Here is a 20,243-nt window from a genome sequence, read left to right as displayed (position 1 = left end):
GCATCGACAACGATGCGGCCGGTTCAGCGTGTTGGGCGGTCGGCRTATCAGGCGCTGCGGCGCGGTGCCGTGCCCACGTCCGAATCGGTGTTTTCCAGGGTGAACAGGCCGGCCGGTAGGCGCTTGAACTGCTGCGCCAGCTGCTGGAGGAAACCGGTCATCGCCGAACTGCGCCGCCACGCCATCGCGATGCGGCGGCTGGGACGATCATCGCCCTGGAAATCGAGCAGGCGAATGTTCTCCGAACGGGGCACCGGCGGTTTCACCGACAGGGTGGGCAGCAGGGTGATGCCCACGTCGGCGGCGACCATCTGCCGCAACGTTTCCAGACTGGTGGCGCGGAATTCGGACTTTTCATTGGCACCAAACAACCGGCAGACCGCCAGGGCCTGGTCGCGCAGGCAATGCCCGTCCTCGAGCAGCAACAACTTCTGCGTGGACAGTTCCTGCACGTCCAGATGGTGGCGCCGCGCCAGCGGATGCTGCCCGGACACGGCCAGCAGGAACGGTTCCTCGAACAGGAATTCGGCATGCAGCTGATCGTCGTCCAGCGGCAGCGCCAGCAACGCCGCATCCAGCTTGCCTTCGCGCAGCCGCGCCAGCAGTTCGTCGCTCYTTTCCTCGACCAGCAACAGTTCCAGCTGCGGGAAGCGTTCGCGGATGTTGGGAATCACATGCGGCAACAGGTACGGGCCCAGCGTGGGGAAAATCCCCAGCCGCACCGTACCGGCTTCCGGATCGCGACTGCGCCGGGCAGCTTCCTTCATCTGCTCGACCTCGGCGACGATCGTGCGCGCACGCGCCGCCGCCTCGACCCCGGCCGGGGTCAGCATCACTTTGCGTGGAGCACGTTCGACCAACGGCAGGCCAAGCTCGTCCTCCAGCTTGCGGATCTGGGTGGACAGGGTGGGCTGGCTGACGAAGCAGGCGGCCGCGGCGCGGCCGAAGTGCCGGTGCTCGGCCAGCGCCACCAGGTATTTCAGATCACGTAGGTTCATTTCCTTGGACCTCTAAGCGGTAATGGACCGGGTGATGGCGTGGCTTACCCAGCAGGTGGGCCCCGGTGAACCGGGACCCTGACGTTTCAGGCAGCTTCGGCGACAACGCCGCTGCTCTTGGGAACGGATGTACGGATCAGGTGATCGAAAGCGCTCAGTGCGGCGGTCGAACCGGCGCCCATCGCGATGACGATCTGCTTGTAGGGCACGGTGGTGCAATCGCCCGCTGCGAACACGCCTGGCACGCTGGTCTGGCCGCGGTCATCGATGACGATCTCGCCGCGGGGCGACAACGCCACCGAACCCTTCAACCACTCGGTGTTGGGCAGCAACCCGATCTGCACGAAGATGCCTTCGAGCTCGACCCGGTGCGCATCGCCACCGACGCGGTCGTGGTAGACCAGCCCCGTCACCTTCTGGCCATCGCCCAGCACTTCCTGGGTCAGGGCGCTGGTGATGATGGTGACGTTGCCCAGGCTGCGCAGCTTTCTCTGCAGCACTTCATCGGCCCGGAGTTTGTCATCAAATTCCAAAAGGGTCACATGCGTCACGATGCCGGCCAGGTCGATCGCCGCTTCCACGCCGGAGTTGCCCCCGCCGATCACCGCCACGCGCTTGCCCTTGAACAGCGGGCCGTCGCAGTGCGGGCAGTAGGCCACGCCCTTGTTGCGATACTGGTCTTCGCCCGGCACGTTCATCTGCCGCCAGCGCGCACCGGTGGACAGGATCACCGAACGCGACTTCAGCGCGGCACCGTTTTCCAGCGTGATTTCAATCAGGCCGTCATCACCGGCCGGCGCCAGCGCAGTGGCGCGCTGCAGGTTCATGATGTCGACCTCGTACTCGCGCACGTGCTGTTCCAGCGCGGCGGCGAGCTTGGGGCCCTCGGTTTCCTTGACCGAGATGAAGTTCTCGATTGCCATGGTATCCAGCACCTGGCCACCGAAACGCTCTGCAGCCACACCGGTGCGGATGCCCTTGCGCGCGGCGTAGATCGCGGCTGCCGCGCCGGCCGGGCCACCGCCGATCACCAGCACCTCGAAGGGTGCTTTGGCGTCGATCTTTGCCGCGTCGCGTTTGGCCGACCCGGTGTCCAGCTTGGCCACGATCTGCTCGAGCGTCATGCGGCCCTGGTCGAACATTTCACCGTTGAGGTACACCGTTGGCACCGACATGATCTGGCGTGCCTCGACCTCGGCCGGGAACAGGCCGCCGTCGATCGCCACGTGCTGGATGCGCGGGTTGAGCACTGCCGCCAGGTTCAGCGCCTGCACCACGTCCGGGCAGTTCTGGCAGGACAGCGAGAAATAGGTTTCAAACTTGAACTCGCCCTCGAGGCCCTGCACCTGCTCGATCAGCTCGGCAGTGGCCTTGGACGGGTGCCCGCCAACCTGCAGCAGGGCCAGCACCAGCGAGGTGAACTCGTGGCCCATCGGCAGCCCGGCAAAGGCCAGGTGGATGTCCTGGCCGGGAGTGGTCAGCGCAAACGAAGGGGTGCGCTCGCTGCTGTCGCGGCGTACGTCCAGGCGGATCTGCGCCGACAGCGTGGTCAGCGTGTTGAGCAGCTCCAGCATCTCCTGCGACTTGGCGCCGTCATCCACGTGCGCCGTGATCTGGATCGGACGGGTGACACGTTCCAGATAGGTCTTCAGCTGGGACTGGAGGTTGGCATCCAACATCGAAAAACTCCTTGATTCAGGCAAGGGAACAGCGTCGACGAACCCCGCGGGTGCATCTGCGCGACATGGGGGTGAACCGAAGCGGGCGCGTGGGCACCGGCTTGGGTTCACCCCCACTCCCGTCGAAACGGGAATGGGGATGAGGCGCGGCTTAGATCTTGCCGACCAGGTCCAGCGACGGGGTCAGGGTCTTCTCGCCTTCCTTCCACTTGGCCGGGCACACCTGGTTCGGGTTGGCGGCGGTGAACTGGGCAGCCTTCAGCTTGCGCAGGGTTTCGGAGACGTCACGGGCGATCTCGTTGGAGTGGATCTCCAGGGTCTTGATCACGCCTTCCGGGTTGATGATGAAGGTGCCGCGCAGGGCCAGGCCTTCTTCCGGAATGTGCACGCCGAAGGCGTTGGTCAGCTGGTGGGTCGGGTCACCGACCAGCGGGAACTGGGCCTTGCCGACGGCCGGCGAGGTTTCGTGCCACACCTTGTGCGAGAAGTGGGTGTCGGTGGTGACGATGTAGACCTCGGCGCCGGCCTTCTGGAACTCGGCGTAATGGTCGGCGGCGTCTTCGATCTCGGTCGGGCAGTTGAAGGTGAACGCGGCCGGCATGAAGATCAGGACCGACCACTGGCCCTTCAGGGTGCTGTCGGAAACCTTGATGAACTCGCCGTTCTGGTAGGCGTTGGCTTCAAACGGCAGGATCTTGGTATTGATGAGCGACATCGTTGTTCCTCTTGGTGAAGGGGGTGGGTGAAGCGACCAACACAGGTTAGCGGCTTCATTCCCATAAGGACAATCCATTGATTGCATCTATACGATAGTCATAGGCTATCAAAATGGAATGATCAGGGGATGAACGCTTGGCACCACGCGGGGCAGATCCCTTGCGGGACGCGGGTCTTGGCGGATCAGCCATCGATGGCAGCCATAGCCGTTGTTTATCCGCCTCCGCCGCTGGCTGAACGACGCCTGCGCCAATGGGCATCGCGATCAGGCGCTTGGCGCGGATTCGCAATAGGGGAGCCCAATCAATATTGGTATCGGCATTCTTTGAATCAATGGATTCCGGCCGATGCTGCGTCGCACTCACCGCCTGCGTGGGCCACGTGGGGTGGACTACACTTCGCGCCCCGTTCGCTGATCGCCCTGCCATGACCGCCGCGCCGCCCGAGGTCCGCCAGTTGCTCGCCGATGCCGCCGCCGCCCTGCCGGGGGTGGAAGGACGGCATGAGGCCGAACTGCTGCTCCTGTATGTCCTCCGGCGTGAGCGCAGCTGGCTGTTCGCCCATGCCACCGACGCGGTGGCCCAGGCCGACGCGGACGCCTTCGCGGCCCTGCTGGCGCGTCGGGTGGCGGGCGAGCCGGTCGCGTATCTGGTCGGCAACCGCGGCTTCTGGACGCTGGACCTGGCGGTGACCCCGGCCACGCTGATCCCGCGCCCGGAAACGGAGCTGCTGGTCGAGCTGGCGCTGGCCCGGCTGCCGCTGGACGTGCCGCTGACCGTGGCCGACCTGGGCACCGGCAGTGGCGCCATCGCGCTGGCGCTGGCCAGCGAGCGGCCGCTGGCGCAGGTGATCGCCACCGATTTCAGTACGGCGGCGCTGGCCGTGGCCAGCGCGAATGCGGTGCGCAATGCGGTGCGCAACGTCAGTTTCCGCCAAGGCTCGTGGTTCGCTCCGCTGGCTGGCATGCGCCTGGACCTGATTGCCAGCAACCCGCCGTACATCGCCAGCGACGATCCGCACCTGCAGCAGGGCGACCTGCGATTCGAGCCAGCCACCGCGCTGGCCGCCGGCCCCGACGGGCTGGACGACATCCGGCGGATCATCGACGGCGCCACGGCGCACCTGCGGCCGGGCGGCTGGCTGCTGCTCGAACACGGCTGGAACCAGGGCGAGGCGATCCGCGCGCTGCTGCTGCAGGCCGGGTTCCAGTCGGTGGCCACCGAGCGGGATCTGGAACAGCGTGAGCGGGTGAGCCTGGGCTGTCTGCCCGCGTAGTGCAGCGTGGCCCCGGCGCAGCCCGAGGCTAGAATGCTCTGTCCACCGGACGCCGGCGCAGCCTGATGCGGCGCTGACCGGTGGTCGCTGCCGCAGAACCGGCCGTGCGCTCGGCGCACCGGTGACGCGGCGACTGTCATTCCACATGGAGTTCCTGTCATGCGTACGCTGTATCCCGCCATCACCCCTTATGACGTCGGCACCCTGAAGGTCGATGACCGCCACACGCTGTATGTCGAGCAGTGCGGCAACCCCGACGGCAAGCCGGTGGTGATGCTGCACGGTGGCCCGGGCGGTGGTTGCAGCGACAAGATGCGCCAGTTCCATGACCCGGCCAAGTACCGCATCATCCTGTTCGACCAGCGTGGCGCCGGGCGTTCCACCCCGCATGCGGACCTGGTCGACAACACCACCTGGGACCTGGTGGCCGATATCGAAAGGCTGCGCGAGCACCTCAAGGTGGAGCGCTGGCAGGTATTCGGTGGCAGCTGGGGCTCGACCCTGGCGCTGGCCTATGCGCAGACCCATCCCGAGCGGGTGACCGAGCTGGTGCTGCGCGGCATCTTCATGCTGCGTCGCTGGGAGCTGGAATGGTTCTACCAGGAAGGTGCCAACCGTCTGTTCCCGGATGCGTGGGAGCACTACCTCAAGCCGATCCCGGCGGTGGAGCGCCACGACCTGATCTCGGCGTTCCATCGTCGCCTGACCAGTGATGACGAGGCCACCCGCCTGGCCGCGGCCAAGGCCTGGAGCGTGTGGGAAGGGGCCACCAGCTTCCTGCATGTGGACGACGATTTCGTCAACAGCCACCAGGACCCGCAGTTCGCGCTGGCGTTCGCGCGCATCGAGAACCATTACTTCGTCAACGGCGGTTTCTTCGAGGTGGAAGAACAGCTCCTGCGCGACGTGCACCGCATCGCCGACATCCCCGGGGTGATCGTGCACGGTCGCTACGACGTGGTGTGCCCGCTGCAGAGCGCGTGGGAACTGCACAAGGCGTGGCCGAAGTCGACGCTGGAGATCAGCCCGGCGTCGGGCCACTCCGCGTTCGAAGCGGAAAACGTGGACGCACTGGTGCGCGCTACGGATCGCTTCGCCGGGTAATCAACCCACGGGTAATGCCGGCCGTTGGCCGGCTGCTTTGTTCCCGGCCGCTGGCCGCCTGCGCGCCGATCGGGCACAGCGGTGCCCCTTGGGTGCATGCCAGAAATTGCGTGGAGCCGGCCAGCGGCCGGCACTACCGGGGCTGGGCGGCTGGCTACCAGTGGCCTGCCAGCAACGCTGCGGCGAGCACCTTCAACTTCGGCGAGGCCTGTCGTGACGGCGGGTACACCAGCGACAACGCGCGGCTGCGGCCTTCGAACGGCTGCAGCACGCGTTGCAGGCGGCCGTCGCCGAGCGCATCGGCCACCGCGAAATCCATCACCTGCACGATCCCGACACCCGCCAGCGCGCCTTCCACCAATGGATCGCCGCTGTCGAACACCATCCGCGCCGGGGGCGTGAATTCGCGCAGCCCACCCTCCGCGTCGCGGAACTGCCAGTCCACCAGCCGTCCGCTGCGCAGGTTGCGCACCGCCAGGCAGGCGTGATCGTGCAGCGCATCGACCGTGGCCGGCGCGCCGTGCCGGGCGATGTAGTCCGGCGAGGCCACCGTGACCCAGTGCAACGGCCGCAGCGGGCGCGCCACCATGCGCACGTCGCTGATCGGCCCGGTGCGCAGCGCCGCATCGAAGCCTTCCTCGACCAGGTCGACCAGCCGATCGTTGAGCACCAGCTCGAACTGCAGCTGCGGATGCGCGGCCGTCAGCTGCCCGGCCAGCGGCACCAGCACCTTGCGCCCGAACATGGACGGCGCGGTCAGCTTCAACACGCCCGACGGCGTGCACGGGCGATCGCCCAGCCGCCGTTCGGCGTCTTCCAGCCCGCTCAGCAGTGGCGTGCAGTGATCGACGAACTGGCGCCCGTCCGGGGTCAGGCTGACGTTGCGGGTGTTGCGATGGAGCAGACGCACGCCCAGCTCGGTTTCCAGGCGACCGACCGCACGCGACAGCCCGGACTGGCTGATGCCCAGCTGGCCGGCGGCCACGGTGAAACTGCGTGCTTCGGCGACCTGCACCAGCATGCGCACGGCATTGAGATCCATGGCGGTGTCCGATTGATGCGAAAATGCATGACAGAAATCGAAGTATCCGGGTTTATTTGTTTGACGTCATCAATGAGACTGCGCGCCTTCCCCACGTAGCAACTGGCATGACCCACTCCACGCATGCGTTCCCACCCCGCCTGGCACTGACCCTGCTGGCCATGGCCCAGCTGATCATCGCGCTGGACGCCACCATCATCTTCGTCGCCCTGCACGAGATGGGCGTGCAGTTGCAGATCAATGCGCAGCAGCTGCAATGGATCGTCAGCGGCTACACGGTGGCGTTCGGCGGCTGCCTGCTGCTGGGCGGCCGCGCGGCCGATCTGCTCGGGCGTCGTCGGGTGTACCGACTGGGCATGGCGCTGTTCGCGCTGGCCTCGCTGGTCGGCGGGTTCAGCAACAGCGCCTGGCTGCTGATCGCCGCGCGCGCGGTGCAGGGCATCGGCGCGGCGCTGCTGTTCCCGGCCACGTTGTCACTGATCAACACGATCTACGCCGAGGGCAGCCCGCGCAACCGCGCGCTGGCGATCTGGTCGATGGCCAGCGCCGGTGGCCTGGCACTGGGCACGCTGCTGGGCGGCGTGCTGACCCAGAGCTTCGGCTGGTCTTCGGTACTGCTGGTGATCGTGCCGTTTGCCGGTGCGTGCGCGGTGCTGGGTGGCTGGTGGTTGCCGCGCGATCCGGCGCGGCAGGTGGGCCGCTCGTTCGACCTGGCCGGCTGCCTCACTGTCACCCTCGGCGGCAGCCTGCTGGTGACCACGCTGGTGCAGGGGCCGGAATGGGGCTGGCTGGCGCCGCGCACGCTGGCCTGCCTGGTGCTGTCGGCGGCGCTGCTGGCCGCGTTCGTGCGGATCGAACAGCGCAGCCGCGACCCGCTGATGCAGTTCGCGCTCCTGCGCCTGCGCAGCCTGCGCGCGGCGATGCTGTTGACGATGGTGTTCATGAGCAGCTTCGGCGTGCAGTACTACTTCCTGGCGCTGTACTTCCAGGACGGCTACGGCTGGAGCGCGCTGCAGGCCGGGCTGGCGTTCCTGCCGCCGACGCTGGTGTGCACGTTCGGCATCCGGATCACCGAACGCATGCTGCTGCGGCGCTCGCCGCGCCAGGTGCTGGCGCTGGGCATGGCCGCTGGTGCGATCGGCATCGCCGCGGTCGCGGTGGCGATGCCGTTTGGCGCCACGTATTGGGCGCTGCTGCCGGGCATCGTGGTGCTGAGCATCGGCCAGGGCATGACCTGGACGGCGATGTGGATCGTGGCCGGGCAGGGCGTGCCGGCGGCGCAGCAGGGCGTGGCGTCGGGCATGGCCGCCACCGCGCAGCAGATCGGCGGTGCGCTGGGATTGGCGGTGCTGGTGATGCTGGCCAATGCCGGACGCGGCGAACAGGCGGCGGGCACCAGTGCGCAAGCGTTGCAGGGACTGATCAACGCGCAGTACGGCGCGGCGTTGTTCGCGCTGCTTGGCGTGGCCGTGGCGCTGTGGTTGCGGCCGCAGCAGGATTCGGCCGCGCTGGCGGCGGTAGGCGCGGGTGAGGGATAGGGGGATCGTGCACGGCGTGGGCCGCACCCGGAAGGACTGCGTGCAGCCGACCAACGGTCGGCTCTACCATGGCGGCGCCTGCGGTGTGGTGATCTCCGGTTGCCGGCCAACGGCCGGCATCACCCGCGCGCAAATGCTTCCAGCTGCGGCTGCAGCGCGGTGAAGATCCGCGCCAGTCGTTGCGCCCAGGCATGCTGGCCGGCGGCGTCTGCGATCAGGTCCTGGCGGATCTCCAGCTCCACATGCACCAGCCCGCGGCCTTCGCCATGCACCGGCACGGCGTAGTCGCTGGTGCTGCTCACCGCGTAGGGCTGGTTGTCGCCCACCACCAGGTCACCCTCATCGCGCAGCGCCTGCAGCAGGGCATGCGCACATCGCGTGTCGCGGTGGTACAGCACGCCCACATGCCAGGGCCGCGCGGCGTCATTCATCACCGGGGTGAAGCTGTGCATCAGCAGCAGCAGCGTTGGCCGGCCCTGCGCGTGGCGGGCGTCCAGCTCGGCGTCGATGCGGGCATGGTAGGGCGCGTGGATCGCGTCGATGCGCTGCTGCCGCTGCAGCGGTGACAGCGACTGGTTGCCGGGAACGACCGTGTGGTCGCTGATCGCCGGCATCAGCGTTGGCGATGCCAGCGGCCGGTTGCAGTCGATCACCAGCCGCGAGTAGGTCTGGGTGATCGCCCACGCATCGAGCAGGCGCGCCAGCGCGACGGTGACCCCGGCGATGCCGATGTCCCAGCCAATGTGGCGGTCCCGCTCGGCTTGTGCCAGGCCGAGGCCAGCCAGCGTGGCCGGGATCTGCTGGCCGGCGTGGTCGGCGATCAGCACGAACGGCGAACGTCCCTGTGGCCGATGCACGGTGAACGGTGGCGGATCGGAGGGCCCCAGCAGTGCACCGTGGGCCGTCTGATGGGGAGATGCATCAGCCACGCGGGGTTCCGTCCAGGTGGTGTTCGATCATCCACAACCCGGCCCACAGCTTGGCGTCCAGCTCGTAGCCCTCGCCGATTTTCTCCACCAGCCATGCGGCGGCGCGGGCGCGAGGTACCTCGTGCACGGTGATGTCCTCGCTGGCGTCGCCGCCGCCGTCGCCGATCTTGCGCAAACCGGTGGCGCGCACGAAGGCGATCTTCTCGCTGCTGGCACCGGAGGAGGTCGGGCCGATCATCAGTACTTCGGCGTGCGCGGCGGTCCAGCCGGTTTCTTCTTCCAGCTCGCGCACCGCCGAAACTTCGATCGACTCACCGGCATCGATGTCACCGACCAGCCCGGCCGGCATCTCGATGGTGCTGGCCTGCAGGGGGACGCGGAACTGTTCGACGAACAGCACGTTGTCCTCCGGGGTGACCGCGATGATGATCGCCGCCAGGCCGCCGGCATGGGTGCGTTCGCTGTATTCCCACGTGCCGCGCACGACCATGCGCTGGTACTTGCCTTCGTAGACGACCTTGGGTTCTTGGGTGTTGTGGCTCATGCGAACTCGCTGGCAACGGAAGGAGAGTCGGGCAGCCCGGCGGCGCTGAACAGCCGGCGCCGGGTCAGCGGGCCGAACCGCAGCGCATCGCACAGGCCCTGCAGCATCTGCGGGTCGGCGCTGCCGCGGCGGAAATCGGCATCGGCGCAGTCGAGCGGGGCATCCAGCGCGATGGTGGTCAGCTGGCGCCACAGCAGCGCGTGCTCGCGCTGTTCGCGCAGGCGCACGGCCATCTGCGCCGCGCCACGCAGGCGCAGGAACGGCACTTCGTCCAGCCGCTCGTACAATGTGTCCAAGCTGCCGAAATGGGCCAGCAGGACGGCAGCCGACTTGGTGCCGACGCCGGTCACGCCGGGGATGTTGTCCACGGCATCACCGCACAGCGCCAGGTAATCGGCCATCTGGTGCGCGTGCACGCCGTGGCGGGCCTTGACCCCGGCCATGCCCCAGCGCTGGTTGCGTGCGTAGTCCCACTGTTCGTCATGTTCGAACAGCAGCTGTGACAGGTCCTTGTCGGCGGAGATGATCACCCCGCGCATGCCGGCGTCGCGGCGCGCATGCAGGGCACTGCCGATCAGGTCGTCTGCCTCGTATTCGTGGTGGCCCAGTACGGCCAGGCCGAGCGCGGCGCACAGTGCCTTGCAGTGCGCGAACTGGCGGCGCAGGGCGTCCGGGGCCGGGTCGCGGTTGGCCTTGTAGGCGGTATACAGACGGTGCCGGAAACAGCTGTCCAGCGCCTCGTCGAAGGCGATGGCGATATGCTGCGGCCGCTCGCGTTCGAGCAGGTCCAGCAGGAAGCGCGCGAAACCATGCACCGCGTTGGTCGGCCAGCCCTGCTGGTCCTGGAACTCGTCGGGCATCGAATGCCAGGCGCGGAACACGTACAGGCTGGCATCGACCAGGTACAGCGGTGGCCGCGCAACGACGGCCGCAGGGGCAAGTGCGGACACCTCAGCCCACCCAGTCCTGCAGCAGCGCGGCCGGATCGGGGCGTTCGCGCTCCGGCGGCAGCAGCTTGGGGGTGCCGATATGGATGAAGCCGGCGATGCGCTCACCCTCGGCCAGGCCCAGGTGGGCGTGCACCGCCGGGTCGAAGGCCATCCATGCCGTCAGCCACTGCGCGCCGAAGCCCAGCGCCTGCGCGGCCTGCATCAGCGCAAAGCACACGCAACCGACGGTCATCAGCTGCTCCTGCTCGGGCACCTTGGGGTTGGGGCGGGGCTGGGCGATCACGGTGATGATCAGCGGGGCATGCGAAAAGCGCATCCGGTCCTTTTCGACTTGGGCATCGGAGGCCTGCGGGTCGCGGGCGCGGCTGCGCTCGGCCAGGAACGCCCCCAGACTGTGACGCGCGTCGCCGGCGATCTTCAGGAAACGGTAGGGCACCATCTTGCCGTGATCGGGCACGCGCACCGCCGAGGCCAGCATGCGCAGCAGCATCTCCGGGTCCGGCCCGGGCGCGCCCAGTTGCAGGGCCGGCACCGATCGGCGGGCGTCCAGGGCTTGCAGCGCAGGGGAGTCGGGCATGATTTCTCGATCAGATGGGCGGTGCGCCCAGTATAGTCGCGGCAGTTTGTGACGCGGCTTTGGGCCTTCTCTGATCGATTTGCGACGAAGCGTGATGAACATCACTTAATGAGTGGCATTCCTTCACATGGCTGTACTCGCTTCCCGTCGGCGCTGGCCGTACGATACAAGGCCTGCCGGCACCCGGTCATGAGGTTCAACGTGCGGACTGTTTCACCGTCCCTGACCGGTCGGCCGACCTGCCATCCGGATGCAGGTGCCTGGGGGGCACCGGTATCCATCGTTTCCATGCTGCATTCTGTGCCTGCGAGGGTGGGGAGCCTTTTCGCATGATCGCCACGCCCAATGCATTGGGGCAGCCGGGTCGCGACCCGGCGCTGTTGAAGCAGGCCCGCGAGGCAGTGCTGCCCGCGTTGACCGAGTCGTTCGCGACCGTGCTGGCCCGTTTCGACGACGTGTTGTTCGACCGTGCCGGCACCGCTGGCGCGTCGCAGCTGCTGTTCCTGGACGGGATGCGCGAACTGCGCCGCCGCCGCGAGGACATCGTGCGCGGGTTCCGTGGCCACCTCGACGAGGCCTGGGATGCGCTTGATCGTGGCCAGCCGGCCTCGGCCGAGGCGACCCTGGCCGGACAGATCGAAGATGGGCTGAGCCTGGTGCCCGAACACGTGCTGGAGTCGCGGTTGGCGGTGCGCAATTTCGCCACCGTGCTGCTGCGCGACTGGAAGCCGGTGCTGGGACGGCTCGATCGCCGCCTGGGCTGGATCGCCGGTGGCCTGGACATCAATCCCGACAGCAACCCGATCAGCCCCGAGCATATCGGCGTAGCCATCCATGAGGCGTTTGCCGACTGCGAGCTGGCCCCGGAAGTGCGGCTGGTGCTGATCAAGCTGTGCGAACGCGACCTGCACGCCACGATCGGCAAGCGTTATGAAGCGCTGGACGAGCTGCTGGCCGCCGCCGGGGTCATGCCGCAGATGTCGACCCCGCGCCGTCCTGCCGCACGCGCGCCAGCGCCGCGCCATGAACTGGACGAACTGGTCGATGCGCTGGATGCCGAATCGCTGGCCGGCAACGACGATGCGGCGGCGCCTGCCTGGGCGCAACGCTTCGCCGATCGCTGGGCCGAAAGCCGCGGCCGCATGCAGTCCGCGCAGGCCGGCCCGGCGCCGGGCCCCGCCGGCGAAGGCATGAGCAACAACCAGGGCATGCTGCTCGAAGCCCTGCACGAACTGCTGCAACAGACCCGCCACGTGCGCGAGGACGCCACCTCGGCGGCCAGCGTCGCCGTGGGCCAGCAGCGTCCGCTCAGCCAGCGCGAAATGATGTCGGTGCTGTCGCTGCTGCAGGCCACCCCGAGCGCGACCCTGCGCGCGGCGATCGGCGAAGACGGTGAATCGCTGGCCCAGCGGTTGAAGAGCGAAGTGCTGTCCGGTGCCACCCGCCTTGGCGTGGATCCGTCGCAGGCGCGGCTGGATCCGCAGGACGAGGATGCGATCGATCTGGTCGGCATGCTGTTCGATGTAATGCTGGACGAACGCGACCTGGAGGGCCGCTCGCGCGAGCTGATCGGCCGGTTGGTGGTGCCGTTCGTCAAGGTGGCCATGCTCGACCGACGCATGTTCGTGCAGAAGACCCATCCGGCGCGCAAGCTGCTCAACTCGCTGGCCGAGGCCTGCGAAGGCAACACCGGCGAAAGCCAGGCCGAGCGCGTGCTGATGGGCAAGGTCGAGGAGATCATCGAGCGCCTGGTGGCCGAGTTCAATGAGAACCTGGCGATCTTCCTGACCCTGGAAGAAGAATTCCGCGATTTCCTCGCCCAGCACCGGCGCCGGATCGAGATCGCCGAGCGCCGCGCCGCTGAAACCCAGCGCGGCCAGGAAAAGCTGGAGATGGCGCGCAGCCGTTCGGCCGCCGAGCTGGACCGGCGCATCGCCGATGCGACGCTGCCACAGGCCATCGGCGAATTCCTGCGTCAGCCGTGGCAGCACCACCTGACCCTGAGCGTGCTGCGCGAGGGCGAAGACGGCGCATCGGTCGGCGAGGCGCTGGCACTGGCTGACGGCTTGCTGGAAGAAGTGGCCGAGGCGCGCCGGCAGATTGTCGGCAAGCCTTGGCTGCAGGCCTGGCACGCGTCGCTGCGCAAGGTGTTTGCCAGTGTCGGCGTGCATGCCGATGCGGCCACCGGCGCGATCGATGCGCTGCACGACACCCTGCAGGGCATCGCCGAATCGCGCCCGGAACTGGAGCGCGCGCTGCCCGAATTGCCGCAGGTGGCGTTGCCCACCCCCCCGGTGCAGGAAACCGCTGCCGTCGAGCTGGGCAGCAAGGTGGACGTCAGCGATTTCGACAACGCCGATGCGGACCGTTTCCGCGGCCTGGAGATCGGCACGTGGCTGGACTTCGTGGACAAGGACGGCAAGGTGCAGGCCGGCAAGCTGTCCTGGGTGAGTCCGATTTCCTCGCGCCTGCTGTTCGTCAATCGTCGTGGCGTGCGCTTCTGCGTGGCCTCGCCGGAAGAACTTGCGGTGATGGTGCGGCTGGGCCGCCTGCGCGCGCATATCGACGATGGTGCCTTCGACAGCGCCATGCAGGGCGTGATCGACCGGCTGGACAACAAGAACGCCACCGTGCATTGAGCCGGTAGCACCGGGCCCTGCCCGGCGGCAGTGCGCCAACGACCTGAGGCGGCAGGCGTCCATGCCGCGATCAGGTTACGATCCCCCCACACTCTGCTGATCGTCGGGGACATGCATGGCTGTCGATGTGCTGGTGGTACGGGAACGCGCGCCGGGCGAGCGACGCGTGGCGATGACGCCGGAGACGGCGCGCAAGCTGGCCGCCCTGGGCGCGACGGTGTGGTTCGAGCCCGCGGCCGGACAGGCGGCGGGTTTTCCTGACCAGGCCTATCTGGACGTCGGCGCGCAGTTGGCCGACGACGCGCGCCTGGCCGTGGCCGACATCGTGTTGTGCGTGCAGCCGCCGGACAACGTGCGGCTGGGCCAGCTCAAATCCGGCGCCAGCCTGGTCGGCATGCTGCACCCGCAGGCCGATGCCGAACGCGCCGGGTTGATCCAGTCGCGGGGGCTGCAGGCCTTCCCGCTGGAACGCCTGCCGCGCACCACCCGCGCCCAATCAATGGACGTGCTCAGTTCTCAGGCCGGCATGGCCGGCTACAAGGCCACGCTGATCGCCGCGCAGCGCGCACCGCGCTTCTTCCCGATGCTGACCACTGCGGCCGGCACCATTCGTCCGTCGCGGGTGCTGGTCGTCGGTGCCGGCGTGGCCGGGCTGCAGGCGATCGCCACCGCGCGCCGGTTGGGCGCCCAGGTGGAGGGCTTCGATGTGCGGCCGGAGACCCGTGAGCAGATCGAATCGCTGGGTGGCAAGTTCCTCGACCTGGGCGTGAGCGCGGTCGGTGAGGGCGGTTACGCGCGGCCGCTGACCGAGGAGGAGCGCGCCGAGCAGCAGCGTCGTCTCGGCGAGCACCTGCGGCTGGTCGATGTGGTGATCTGCACCGCAGCGGTGCCCGGGCGCCCGGCGCCGAAGATCGTCACCACCGCGATGGTGCAGGGCATGAAGCCAGGCAGCGTGATCGTCGACCTGGCGGCCGAGACCGGCGGCAACTGCGAGGCAACCCGGCCCGGTGAGGTGGTGGATGTCGACGGGGTGACCGTCGATGGGCCGCTCGACCTGGCCAGCCTCGGTGCGGTGCACGCCAGCGAGATGTATGCGCGCAACGTCTACAACTTCGTGGCGCTGTTCCTCAAGGACGGGGCGATTGGTTTCGACTGGGACGACGAGCTGTTGGCCAAGACCCGCTGGATAGCCGGCGGCTGAGGCGAACAGCAGCCACGCATGGCGTGGCTCTACCCAGCCATCCCGCAACCCGGTAGAGCCACCCCATGGGTGGCTGCCCGCGATACCAGACCGAAAAGCAGCCACGCATGGCGTGGCTTTACCCAGTCATCCCGCAACCCGGTAGAGCCACCCCATGGGTGGCTGCCCGCGATGCCAGACCAAAAAGCAGCCACGCACAGCGTGGCTCCACCCGAGACGCGCCCTCAGCGCTTCGGCGGCGGCGCGTCTTTGACCGGATTGGCCTTGAGCCACTCCTGGCGCTGCTCGGGGGTCATCTTCGACCAGCGTTCGCGCAGGTCGTCGCGCTGGGCCGGGCTCAGCTCGCGCATCTGCGCGAACAGCGCACGGGCCTGCTCGCGCTGTTCCGGGTTCATGTTCTCGAAGCGGTGCCGACCGCGCCGGGCCAGCTCGCGCTGCTCGGGGGTCATGCTTTGCCAGCGCTGGCCGTGCTGCAGCATGCGCTCGCGCTGTGGCGGCGATGCATCGTTCCAGCGGTCGCGGACCGGCGCGATCAGCGCCTCGCGTTGCTGCGGGGTCAGCCGCTCCCAGTCGGGCAGGGTCGGGCTCTGCGCCCCGGCCGCCGCGCTCGCGCACAGCAGCAGCAACGCCAGGATCAGTCGCGGTGTCATGTTCACTCCATTGCCAGGTCGGTCGTGCCCAGCCACACGTACAGGTCGGGATTCTCGTCGAGCACATCGCTGCTGTCATCCACCGTGCTCGTCACCGGCGGTGCGGCCGGTGTGGTTGGCGGGTTGACGGTGAAACTGTAACCCAGCGCCAGCGCAGCCACGGCCGAGCAGGCAGTAGCCATCCACCAGCCATRCACGCGCCCACGCCGTGGCGCAGCGGCCTGGCGGTCGCGGCGCAGCCGCGCCAGCGTGGCCGGCGACAGCTGCTGCAGGGCCTGCGCATGCAACGCGCGCAGGGCGGTGTCATCGAGGACGGGTGGGGTGACGGGGCGGCTCACAGTTCGATCTCCAGGTGCTGCTGCAGCGCCTGCCGGGCGCGCGAAAGATGGGTTTTGACCGCGCCTTCGCTGCAGCCCATGGCCTTGGCGGTGGAGGCGCCGTCCAGCTGTTGCAGTACGCGAAGGGTAAAGGCCTCGCGCTGGCGCGCAGGCAGTTCGCGCAGTGCCGCCACCAGCTGCGCGTACTGTTGACGCTGTTCGTGGGCCTGCGCCGGGCCGGGCGCCGAATCGGCCCAGTCGATGTCATGGTCGCCGCCTTCCTCGTCKCTGCTGCGCCAGAAGCGCAGGCGGAAGCCGCGTCGGCGCTGCAGGTCCACCACGCGTCGGCGCAGGATGCTCCAGAACAGCGGCGCCCACTCGGCGGCCGGCTTGTCCTGGTAGGACAACATGCGCAGCATCGCGTCCTGCACCGCATCCAACGCATCGTCGCGCTGGCGCAGGCCAGCCTCGGCGAAACGGAACGCGCGCGGGCCGATCCCGGCCAGGAACGCATCCAGCGACACCGGCAGCGCGGCGTCGGCCTGGTCGGGCAGTGTCTGCAAGGTAGGGCTCACCAGCACAGGGTAGCGCTCGCGCAGGGGGATACCGTGAGAACGCCCCAGCGCCCGATCGGTTGACCGGCCTGCAGATCGGTTCAGCGCATGGTTATGATGGGGGGACGGGAAGACCGCCTGGGAGACAGACTGCAATGAGCGACGGGTTCGTGGCGTTGTACATCTTCATGCTGGCCGCGATTGCCGGCCACGTGATCATTTCGCGGGTGCCGGTGATCCTGCATACCCCTTTGATGTCCGGGTCCAACTTCATCCACGGCATCGTGCTGATCGGCGCGATGGTCGTGCTGGGCCATGCGCAGACGCCGCTGGAGAAGATCATCGGTTTCATCGCGGTGGTCCTGGGCGCAGGCAATGCGGCCGGTGGCTACGTGGTGACCGAACGCATGCTGGACATGTTCAAGCCCAGCGCCAAGCGCGACGCCGGGGAGAAGGCGCCTTGAACGTGACCACCGCGCAACTGCTGCAGTGGCTGGTGCAGGCGAGTTACCTGGTGGCCGCCACCCTGTTCCTGCTCGGCCTGCAGCGCATGGCCTCGCCGATGACCGCGCGCAGCGGGATCCGCTGGGCCGGGTTGGGCATGCTGATCGCTACGGTGGCCACCTTCTTCCTGCCAGAACTGCACAACATCCCGCTGATCCTGGCGGCGGTGGCCATCGGCACGGGCGTAGCCTGGTGGTCGGCCAAGCGCGTGGCGATCACCGACATGCCGCAGATGGTAGCGCTGTACAACGGCATGGGCGGTGGTTCGGCCGCGGCGATCGGCGCGGTGGAACTGCTGCGCTTCTCGTTCCTGGCCAACCGCGATACCACCCATTGGAGCGAGCAGGCGCTGGCCGACCTGGCCGCGCGCCAGCCGTCGGCAACCGTGCTGGCGCTGGCGGTGATCGGTTCGGCGATCGGCGCGGTGTCGCTGTCCGGCTCGATCATTGCCTGGGCCAAGCTCGACGGCCGACTCGACCGGCGGGTGACCTTCCCCGGGCAGCAGGCATTCAATCTGCTGGTTGCCCTGGCGATGGTGGTGCTGGGCATCTGGGCGGCTGTCACCCTGAGCCCGGTGGCGATCGTCAGCTTCTTCGTGGTCGCCCTCGCACTGGGCGTGTTGATGACGCTGCCGATCGGCGGTGCCGACATGCCGGTGGTGATCTCGCTGTACAACGCCTTCACCGGCCTGGCGGTGGCCTTTGAAGGCTACGTGCTGGGCAACGAGGCCCTGATCATCGCCGGCATGATGGTCGGCGCGGCCGGCATCCTGCTCACCCGGTTGATGGCCAAGGCGATGAACCGGCCGATCAGCGGGGTCCTGTTCTCCAACTTCGGCGGCGGTGGCGTGGCGCAGGAAATCAGCGGGGCGCAGAAGCCGATCGAGGCCAGCGACGTGGCCGCGATGCTGGCCTTCGCCGAGCGCGTGGTGATCGTGCCCGGCTACGGCATGGCCGTGGCCCAGGCCCAGCACAAGGTATGGGAACTGGCGCAGCGCCTGATCGATCGCGGTATCAAGGTGAAGTTCGCCATCCACCCGGTGGCCGGGCGCATGCCCGGGCACATGAACGTGCTGCTGGCCGAAGCCGGCGTGCCTTACGATCTGATCGCCGACATGGACGACATCAACCCCGAGTTCCCCAACACCGACGTGGTGCTGGTGATCGGCGCCAACGATGTGGTCAACCCGGTCGCACGCACCGATCCGGCCAGCCCGATCTACGGGATGCCGATCCTGGACGTGGTCAACGCGCGCAATGTGGTGGTGATCAAGCGCGGCAAGGGCACCGGTTTTGCCGGTATCGAAAATGCGCTGTTCTACGCCGACAACGCCCGCATGCTGTACGGCGATGGTGCCGGCGCAGCCAGCGCGCTGGTCAGCGAATTGAAGGCGCTCGACGGCGGGCATTGAAGCAACATCGCGTAGTGCCGGCCGCTGGCCGGCATCCCCACGATGCGTGAATACCAACGCGTTTACGTCCAGACGTCAGGAAGAGCCGGCCAGCGGCCGGCACGACCGATGCATGCAAAGGCATGYGGCGACAGCGCGCATGCAGGGCGGCTACTTCGCCACCCACCACCCAACCACCAGGGCCACGCCCAGCCACAGCCATTCGGCTGCGCCATTGGCCAAGCCGAGCAGGGTCCAGGCCATGAACGGGCCCATCCGCAACGCTGAATCCCACGGATTGAGGCCCATCGAGCCGCCCAGGTAGGCCGAGGCGATGCCCCAGTTGGCCGCCAGCGCAACCAGCAGGGTCGCCAGCAGGGTCACCACCACCCGCGCCGGGCCGGGGCGAAAGGTGCCCAGGCGCAGCATGAAGGCGATATCCAAGGCCGCCAGCACGGCCATCCAGCCGGCCTGGCGGCCGCTGAGCAGGGCGATGAACAACCAGGCCAACGTGGCCGTGACGACACCAAGCAGCAACATCGGGGGCCAGAGCCAGTGGCGGCTCCGGACAGGCACGGACGTGGGCGACATGCAATCTTCCTGTAAGTGCCCACAGGATACCGGCTTGCGGGGTGACCGGCGCGTGGGCGGCCACTGGGCTAAAATGGTCGCCTTGCGGGAATTGGCCGCGACCCCCATATCGATCCACATGTATTCCCGTAGCAGTGAACCTGTCCACTTCGAACGCGACTGCGAGGCCGTCATGGTCCCGCAGGGCGAAACGGTCACGCTGCCCGCCGGCAGCTATGGCTACATCACCCAGGCCCTGGGTGGGAGCTATACCGTATTTGTCGAAGGCAATCTGTTCCGCATTGCCGGCAAGGATGGCGATGCCATCGGCAAGGAAGCGCCCCCTGCGCTGGAACTGCCCGCCGATGCCTCCGACGAGGAGGTCGAAAAACTGGTGTGGCAGCAGCTGCGCACCTGCTTCGACCCGGAGATTCCGTTCAACATCGTCGACCTGGGCCTGGTCTATGAAGTGGACCTCAAGCACCTGGACGATGGCCAGCGCGAGGTCGATATCAAGATGACCCTCACCGCGCCCGGCTGCGGCATGGGCGAGATCCTGGTGGACGATGTGCGCAGCAAGCTGGAAATGATTCCGACGGTGGCCGAGGCCGACGTCGAGCTGGTGTTCGACCCGCCGTGGGGCCGTCACATGATGTCCGAGGCCGCCCGGCTCGAAACCGGCATGCTGTAACCGCCTGCCGCCGCGCCTGCGGTGGAAGGCGTTCCCCGTAACCAGAACAGGAAATATCCGGTGTCCCAGTCTTCCGTGAGCTTCAACACCACCCGTTCCGCCACCCCGCGCAGCAGCGAGGAGCGTGAGCGCATCCTGGCCGCCCCCGGTTTTGGTCTGCACTTCACCGACCACATGGTGGAAGTGCGGTGGGACAAGGACACCGGCTGGCACGATGCCGTGGTGCGCCCGTATGGCCCGCTGCAGCTGGACCCGGCCGCCGCGGTGCTGCATTACGGCCAGGAAATCTTCGAAGGCATCAAGGCCTACCGCCACGCCGACGGCTCGATCTGGACCTTCCGCCCGGAGGCCAACGGCCGCCGCCCGCAGCGTTC

General features: G+C 67.9%; 20 protein-coding genes and 1 pseudogene. 9 read left to right on the top strand and 12 right to left on the bottom strand.

The genetic code is table 11. The features are described 5' to 3' along the window. Positions 1 to 47: 47 nt before the first annotated feature. From oxyR to ahpC, 3 genes are all read right to left on the bottom strand, one after another. Positions 48 to 998 carry a DNA-binding transcriptional regulator OxyR gene (oxyR, locus tag AC1DQP_RS04540; protein ID WP_478051171.1) on the bottom strand — a complete coding sequence of 317 codons (951 nt, stop codon included), beginning with the start codon at positions 996 to 998 and terminating at the stop codon, positions 48 to 50. Between the two features lie 86 nt (positions 999 to 1,084). Further along, entirely contained in the window at positions 1,085 to 2,677 is a 1,593-nt protein-coding gene (gene ahpF, locus AC1DQP_RS04535) for an alkyl hydroperoxide reductase subunit F (protein WP_256774972.1), read from the bottom strand. Positions 2,678 to 2,828: 151 nt separating this feature from the next. After that, positions 2,829 to 3,392 (bottom strand): alkyl hydroperoxide reductase subunit C, encoded by a 564-nt coding sequence (ahpC, locus tag AC1DQP_RS04530; RefSeq protein ID WP_256774973.1) that lies wholly within the window; start codon positions 3,390 to 3,392, stop codon positions 2,829 to 2,831. A gap of 428 nt (positions 3,393 to 3,820) precedes the next feature. Between ahpC and prmC the strand changes: the two genes are divergently transcribed. Then, positions 3,821 to 4,669 carry a peptide chain release factor N(5)-glutamine methyltransferase gene (prmC, locus tag AC1DQP_RS04525; RefSeq protein ID WP_457318571.1) on the top strand — a complete coding sequence of 283 codons (849 nt, stop codon included), beginning with the start codon at positions 3,821 to 3,823 and terminating at the stop codon, positions 4,667 to 4,669. A gap of 159 nt (positions 4,670 to 4,828) precedes the next feature. Next, a complete protein-coding gene (gene pip, locus AC1DQP_RS04520; protein WP_457318570.1) occupies positions 4,829 to 5,773 on the top strand; it encodes a prolyl aminopeptidase in 945 nt (314 codons plus the stop codon). 154 nt (positions 5,774 to 5,927) lie between these two features. On the opposite strand, the gene AC1DQP_RS04515 is transcribed toward pip, so the two are convergent. Continuing rightward, on the bottom strand, positions 5,928 to 6,815 hold the full coding sequence (locus tag AC1DQP_RS04515; RefSeq protein ID WP_457318569.1) for a LysR family transcriptional regulator: 888 nt from the start codon (positions 6,813 to 6,815) through the stop codon (positions 5,928 to 5,930). 107 nt (positions 6,816 to 6,922) lie between these two features. Here AC1DQP_RS04515 and AC1DQP_RS04510 point away from each other — a divergent pair, with 107 nt between their 5' ends. Then, the gene (locus tag AC1DQP_RS04510) at positions 6,923 to 8,353 is read left to right on the top strand and encodes an MFS transporter (protein WP_457318568.1); all 1,431 of its coding nucleotides are present in this window, start codon (positions 6,923 to 6,925) and stop codon (positions 8,351 to 8,353) included. Between the two features lie 119 nt (positions 8,354 to 8,472). On the opposite strand, the gene AC1DQP_RS04505 is transcribed toward AC1DQP_RS04510, so the two are convergent. The 4 genes from AC1DQP_RS04505 to AC1DQP_RS04490 are packed head-to-tail and all read right to left on the bottom strand — an operon-like array spanning position 8,473 to position 11,353. Then, complete coding sequence (locus AC1DQP_RS04505) at positions 8,473 to 9,282, bottom strand: N-formylglutamate amidohydrolase (protein WP_457318567.1); 810 nt, start codon at positions 9,280 to 9,282, stop codon at positions 8,473 to 8,475. Continuing rightward, entirely contained in the window at positions 9,275 to 9,826 is a 552-nt protein-coding gene (locus AC1DQP_RS04500) for an NUDIX hydrolase (RefSeq protein WP_457318566.1), read from the bottom strand. The genes AC1DQP_RS04505 and AC1DQP_RS04500 overlap by 8 nt, the downstream gene beginning before the upstream one ends. Beyond that, a complete protein-coding gene (locus AC1DQP_RS04495) occupies positions 9,823 to 10,776 on the bottom strand; it encodes a 5'-3' exonuclease (protein WP_457318565.1) in 954 nt (317 codons plus the stop codon). Before AC1DQP_RS04495 ends, AC1DQP_RS04500 begins: the two co-directional genes overlap by 4 nt. 1 nt (position 10,777) lies before the next feature. Next, a complete protein-coding gene (locus tag AC1DQP_RS04490) occupies positions 10,778 to 11,353 on the bottom strand; it encodes a nitroreductase family protein (RefSeq protein WP_457318564.1) in 576 nt (191 codons plus the stop codon). A 329-nt stretch (positions 11,354 to 11,682) separates the two neighbouring features. Between AC1DQP_RS04490 and AC1DQP_RS04485 the strand changes: the two genes are divergently transcribed. Together AC1DQP_RS04485 and AC1DQP_RS04480 are read left to right on the top strand one after the other, a co-directional pair. Next, positions 11,683 to 13,992 (top strand): DUF1631 domain-containing protein, encoded by a 2,310-nt coding sequence (locus tag AC1DQP_RS04485; RefSeq protein ID WP_478051170.1) that lies wholly within the window; start codon positions 11,683 to 11,685, stop codon positions 13,990 to 13,992. Positions 13,993 to 14,107: 115 nt separating this feature from the next. Continuing rightward, complete coding sequence (locus AC1DQP_RS04480; RefSeq protein ID WP_457321061.1) at positions 14,108 to 15,193, top strand: NAD(P) transhydrogenase subunit alpha; 1,086 nt, start codon at positions 14,108 to 14,110, stop codon at positions 15,191 to 15,193. 224 nt (positions 15,194 to 15,417) lie between these two features. Here the strand turns inward: AC1DQP_RS04480 and AC1DQP_RS04475 are convergent, their stop codons facing one another. The 3 genes from AC1DQP_RS04475 to AC1DQP_RS04465 are packed head-to-tail and all read right to left on the bottom strand — an operon-like array spanning position 15,418 to position 16,723. Next, positions 15,418 to 15,843: a DUF3106 domain-containing protein gene (locus tag AC1DQP_RS04475; RefSeq protein ID WP_256774984.1), complete on the bottom strand. Its 426-nt coding sequence runs from the start codon at positions 15,841 to 15,843 to the stop codon at positions 15,418 to 15,420. 2 nt (positions 15,844 to 15,845) lie between these two features. Next, positions 15,846 to 16,181, bottom strand: coding sequence for a hypothetical protein (locus AC1DQP_RS04470; protein ID WP_478051169.1), 336 nt, complete (start codon positions 16,179 to 16,181; stop codon positions 15,846 to 15,848). After that, a complete protein-coding gene (locus tag AC1DQP_RS04465; protein ID WP_478051168.1) occupies positions 16,178 to 16,723 on the bottom strand; it encodes an RNA polymerase sigma factor in 546 nt (181 codons plus the stop codon). The genes AC1DQP_RS04470 and AC1DQP_RS04465 overlap by 4 nt, the downstream gene beginning before the upstream one ends. Before the next feature lie 146 nt (positions 16,724 to 16,869). On the opposite strand from AC1DQP_RS04465, the gene AC1DQP_RS04460 reads away from it, so the two are divergent. Both AC1DQP_RS04460 and AC1DQP_RS04455 read left to right on the top strand, forming a co-directional pair. Then, positions 16,870 to 17,178 (top strand): NAD(P) transhydrogenase subunit alpha part 2, encoded by a 309-nt coding sequence (locus AC1DQP_RS04460; protein ID WP_019182396.1) that lies wholly within the window; start codon positions 16,870 to 16,872, stop codon positions 17,176 to 17,178. Next, positions 17,175 to 18,629 carry an NAD(P)(+) transhydrogenase (Re/Si-specific) subunit beta gene (locus tag AC1DQP_RS04455; protein WP_457319527.1) on the top strand — a complete coding sequence of 485 codons (1,455 nt, stop codon included), beginning with the start codon at positions 17,175 to 17,177 and terminating at the stop codon, positions 18,627 to 18,629. Before AC1DQP_RS04460 ends, AC1DQP_RS04455 begins: the two co-directional genes overlap by 4 nt. A gap of 150 nt (positions 18,630 to 18,779) precedes the next feature. Here AC1DQP_RS04455 and AC1DQP_RS04450 read toward each other — a convergent pair whose 3' ends face one another. After that, positions 18,780 to 19,199: a hypothetical protein gene (locus tag AC1DQP_RS04450; RefSeq protein ID WP_457319528.1), complete on the bottom strand. Its 420-nt coding sequence runs from the start codon at positions 19,197 to 19,199 to the stop codon at positions 18,780 to 18,782. Between the two features lie 118 nt (positions 19,200 to 19,317). On the opposite strand from AC1DQP_RS04450, the gene sufT reads away from it, so the two are divergent. Beyond that, entirely contained in the window at positions 19,318 to 19,869 is a 552-nt protein-coding gene (gene sufT, locus AC1DQP_RS04445) for a putative Fe-S cluster assembly protein SufT (RefSeq protein WP_019182393.1), read from the top strand. Between the two features lie 60 nt (positions 19,870 to 19,929). Then, positions 19,930 to 20,243: pseudogene (locus AC1DQP_RS04440) on the top strand (branched chain amino acid aminotransferase); the annotation flags it as partial.

The sequence above is a fragment of the Stenotrophomonas sp. P5_A8 genome, assembly GCF_056400545.1.
The sequence above is the reverse complement of the archived record's forward strand: the minus strand, read 5'-3'. Positions and strand labels throughout refer to the sequence as shown.

Bases quoted from the DNA above. Each gene is read 5' to 3' on its own strand.
- AC1DQP_RS04490 (WP_457318564.1), bottom strand. From the start codon at position 11,353: ATGCCCGACTCCCCTGCGCTGCAAGCCCTGGACGCCCGCCGATCGGTG.
- AC1DQP_RS04510 (WP_457318568.1), top strand. From the start codon at position 6,923: ATGACCCACTCCACGCATGCGTTCCCACCCCGCCTGGCACTGACCCTG.
- AC1DQP_RS04460 (WP_019182396.1), top strand. From the start codon at position 16,870: ATGAGCGACGGGTTCGTGGCGTTGTACATCTTCATGCTGGCCGCGATT.
- AC1DQP_RS04485 (WP_478051170.1), top strand. From the start codon at position 11,683: ATGATCGCCACGCCCAATGCATTGGGGCAGCCGGGTCGCGACCCGGCG.
- AC1DQP_RS04515 (WP_457318569.1), bottom strand. From the start codon at position 6,815: ATGGATCTCAATGCCGTGCGCATGCTGGTGCAGGTCGCCGAAGCACGC.
- prmC (WP_457318571.1), top strand. From the start codon at position 3,821: ATGACCGCCGCGCCGCCCGAGGTCCGCCAGTTGCTCGCCGATGCCGCC.
- ahpF (WP_256774972.1), bottom strand. From the start codon at position 2,677: ATGTTGGATGCCAACCTCCAGTCCCAGCTGAAGACCTATCTGGAACGT.
- AC1DQP_RS04480 (WP_457321061.1), top strand. From the start codon at position 14,108: ATGGCTGTCGATGTGCTGGTGGTACGGGAACGCGCGCCGGGCGAGCGA.
- AC1DQP_RS04450 (WP_457319528.1), bottom strand. From the start codon at position 19,199: ATGTCGCCCACGTCCGTGCCTGTCCGGAGCCGCCACTGGCTCTGGCCC.
- sufT (WP_019182393.1), top strand. From the start codon at position 19,318: ATGTATTCCCGTAGCAGTGAACCTGTCCACTTCGAACGCGACTGCGAG.
- AC1DQP_RS04500 (WP_457318566.1), bottom strand. From the start codon at position 9,826: ATGAGCCACAACACCCAAGAACCCAAGGTCGTCTACGAAGGCAAGTAC.
- pip (WP_457318570.1), top strand. From the start codon at position 4,829: ATGCGTACGCTGTATCCCGCCATCACCCCTTATGACGTCGGCACCCTG.
- ahpC (WP_256774973.1), bottom strand. From the start codon at position 3,392: ATGTCGCTCATCAATACCAAGATCCTGCCGTTTGAAGCCAACGCCTAC.
- AC1DQP_RS04475 (WP_256774984.1), bottom strand. From the start codon at position 15,843: ATGACACCGCGACTGATCCTGGCGTTGCTGCTGCTGTGCGCGAGCGCG.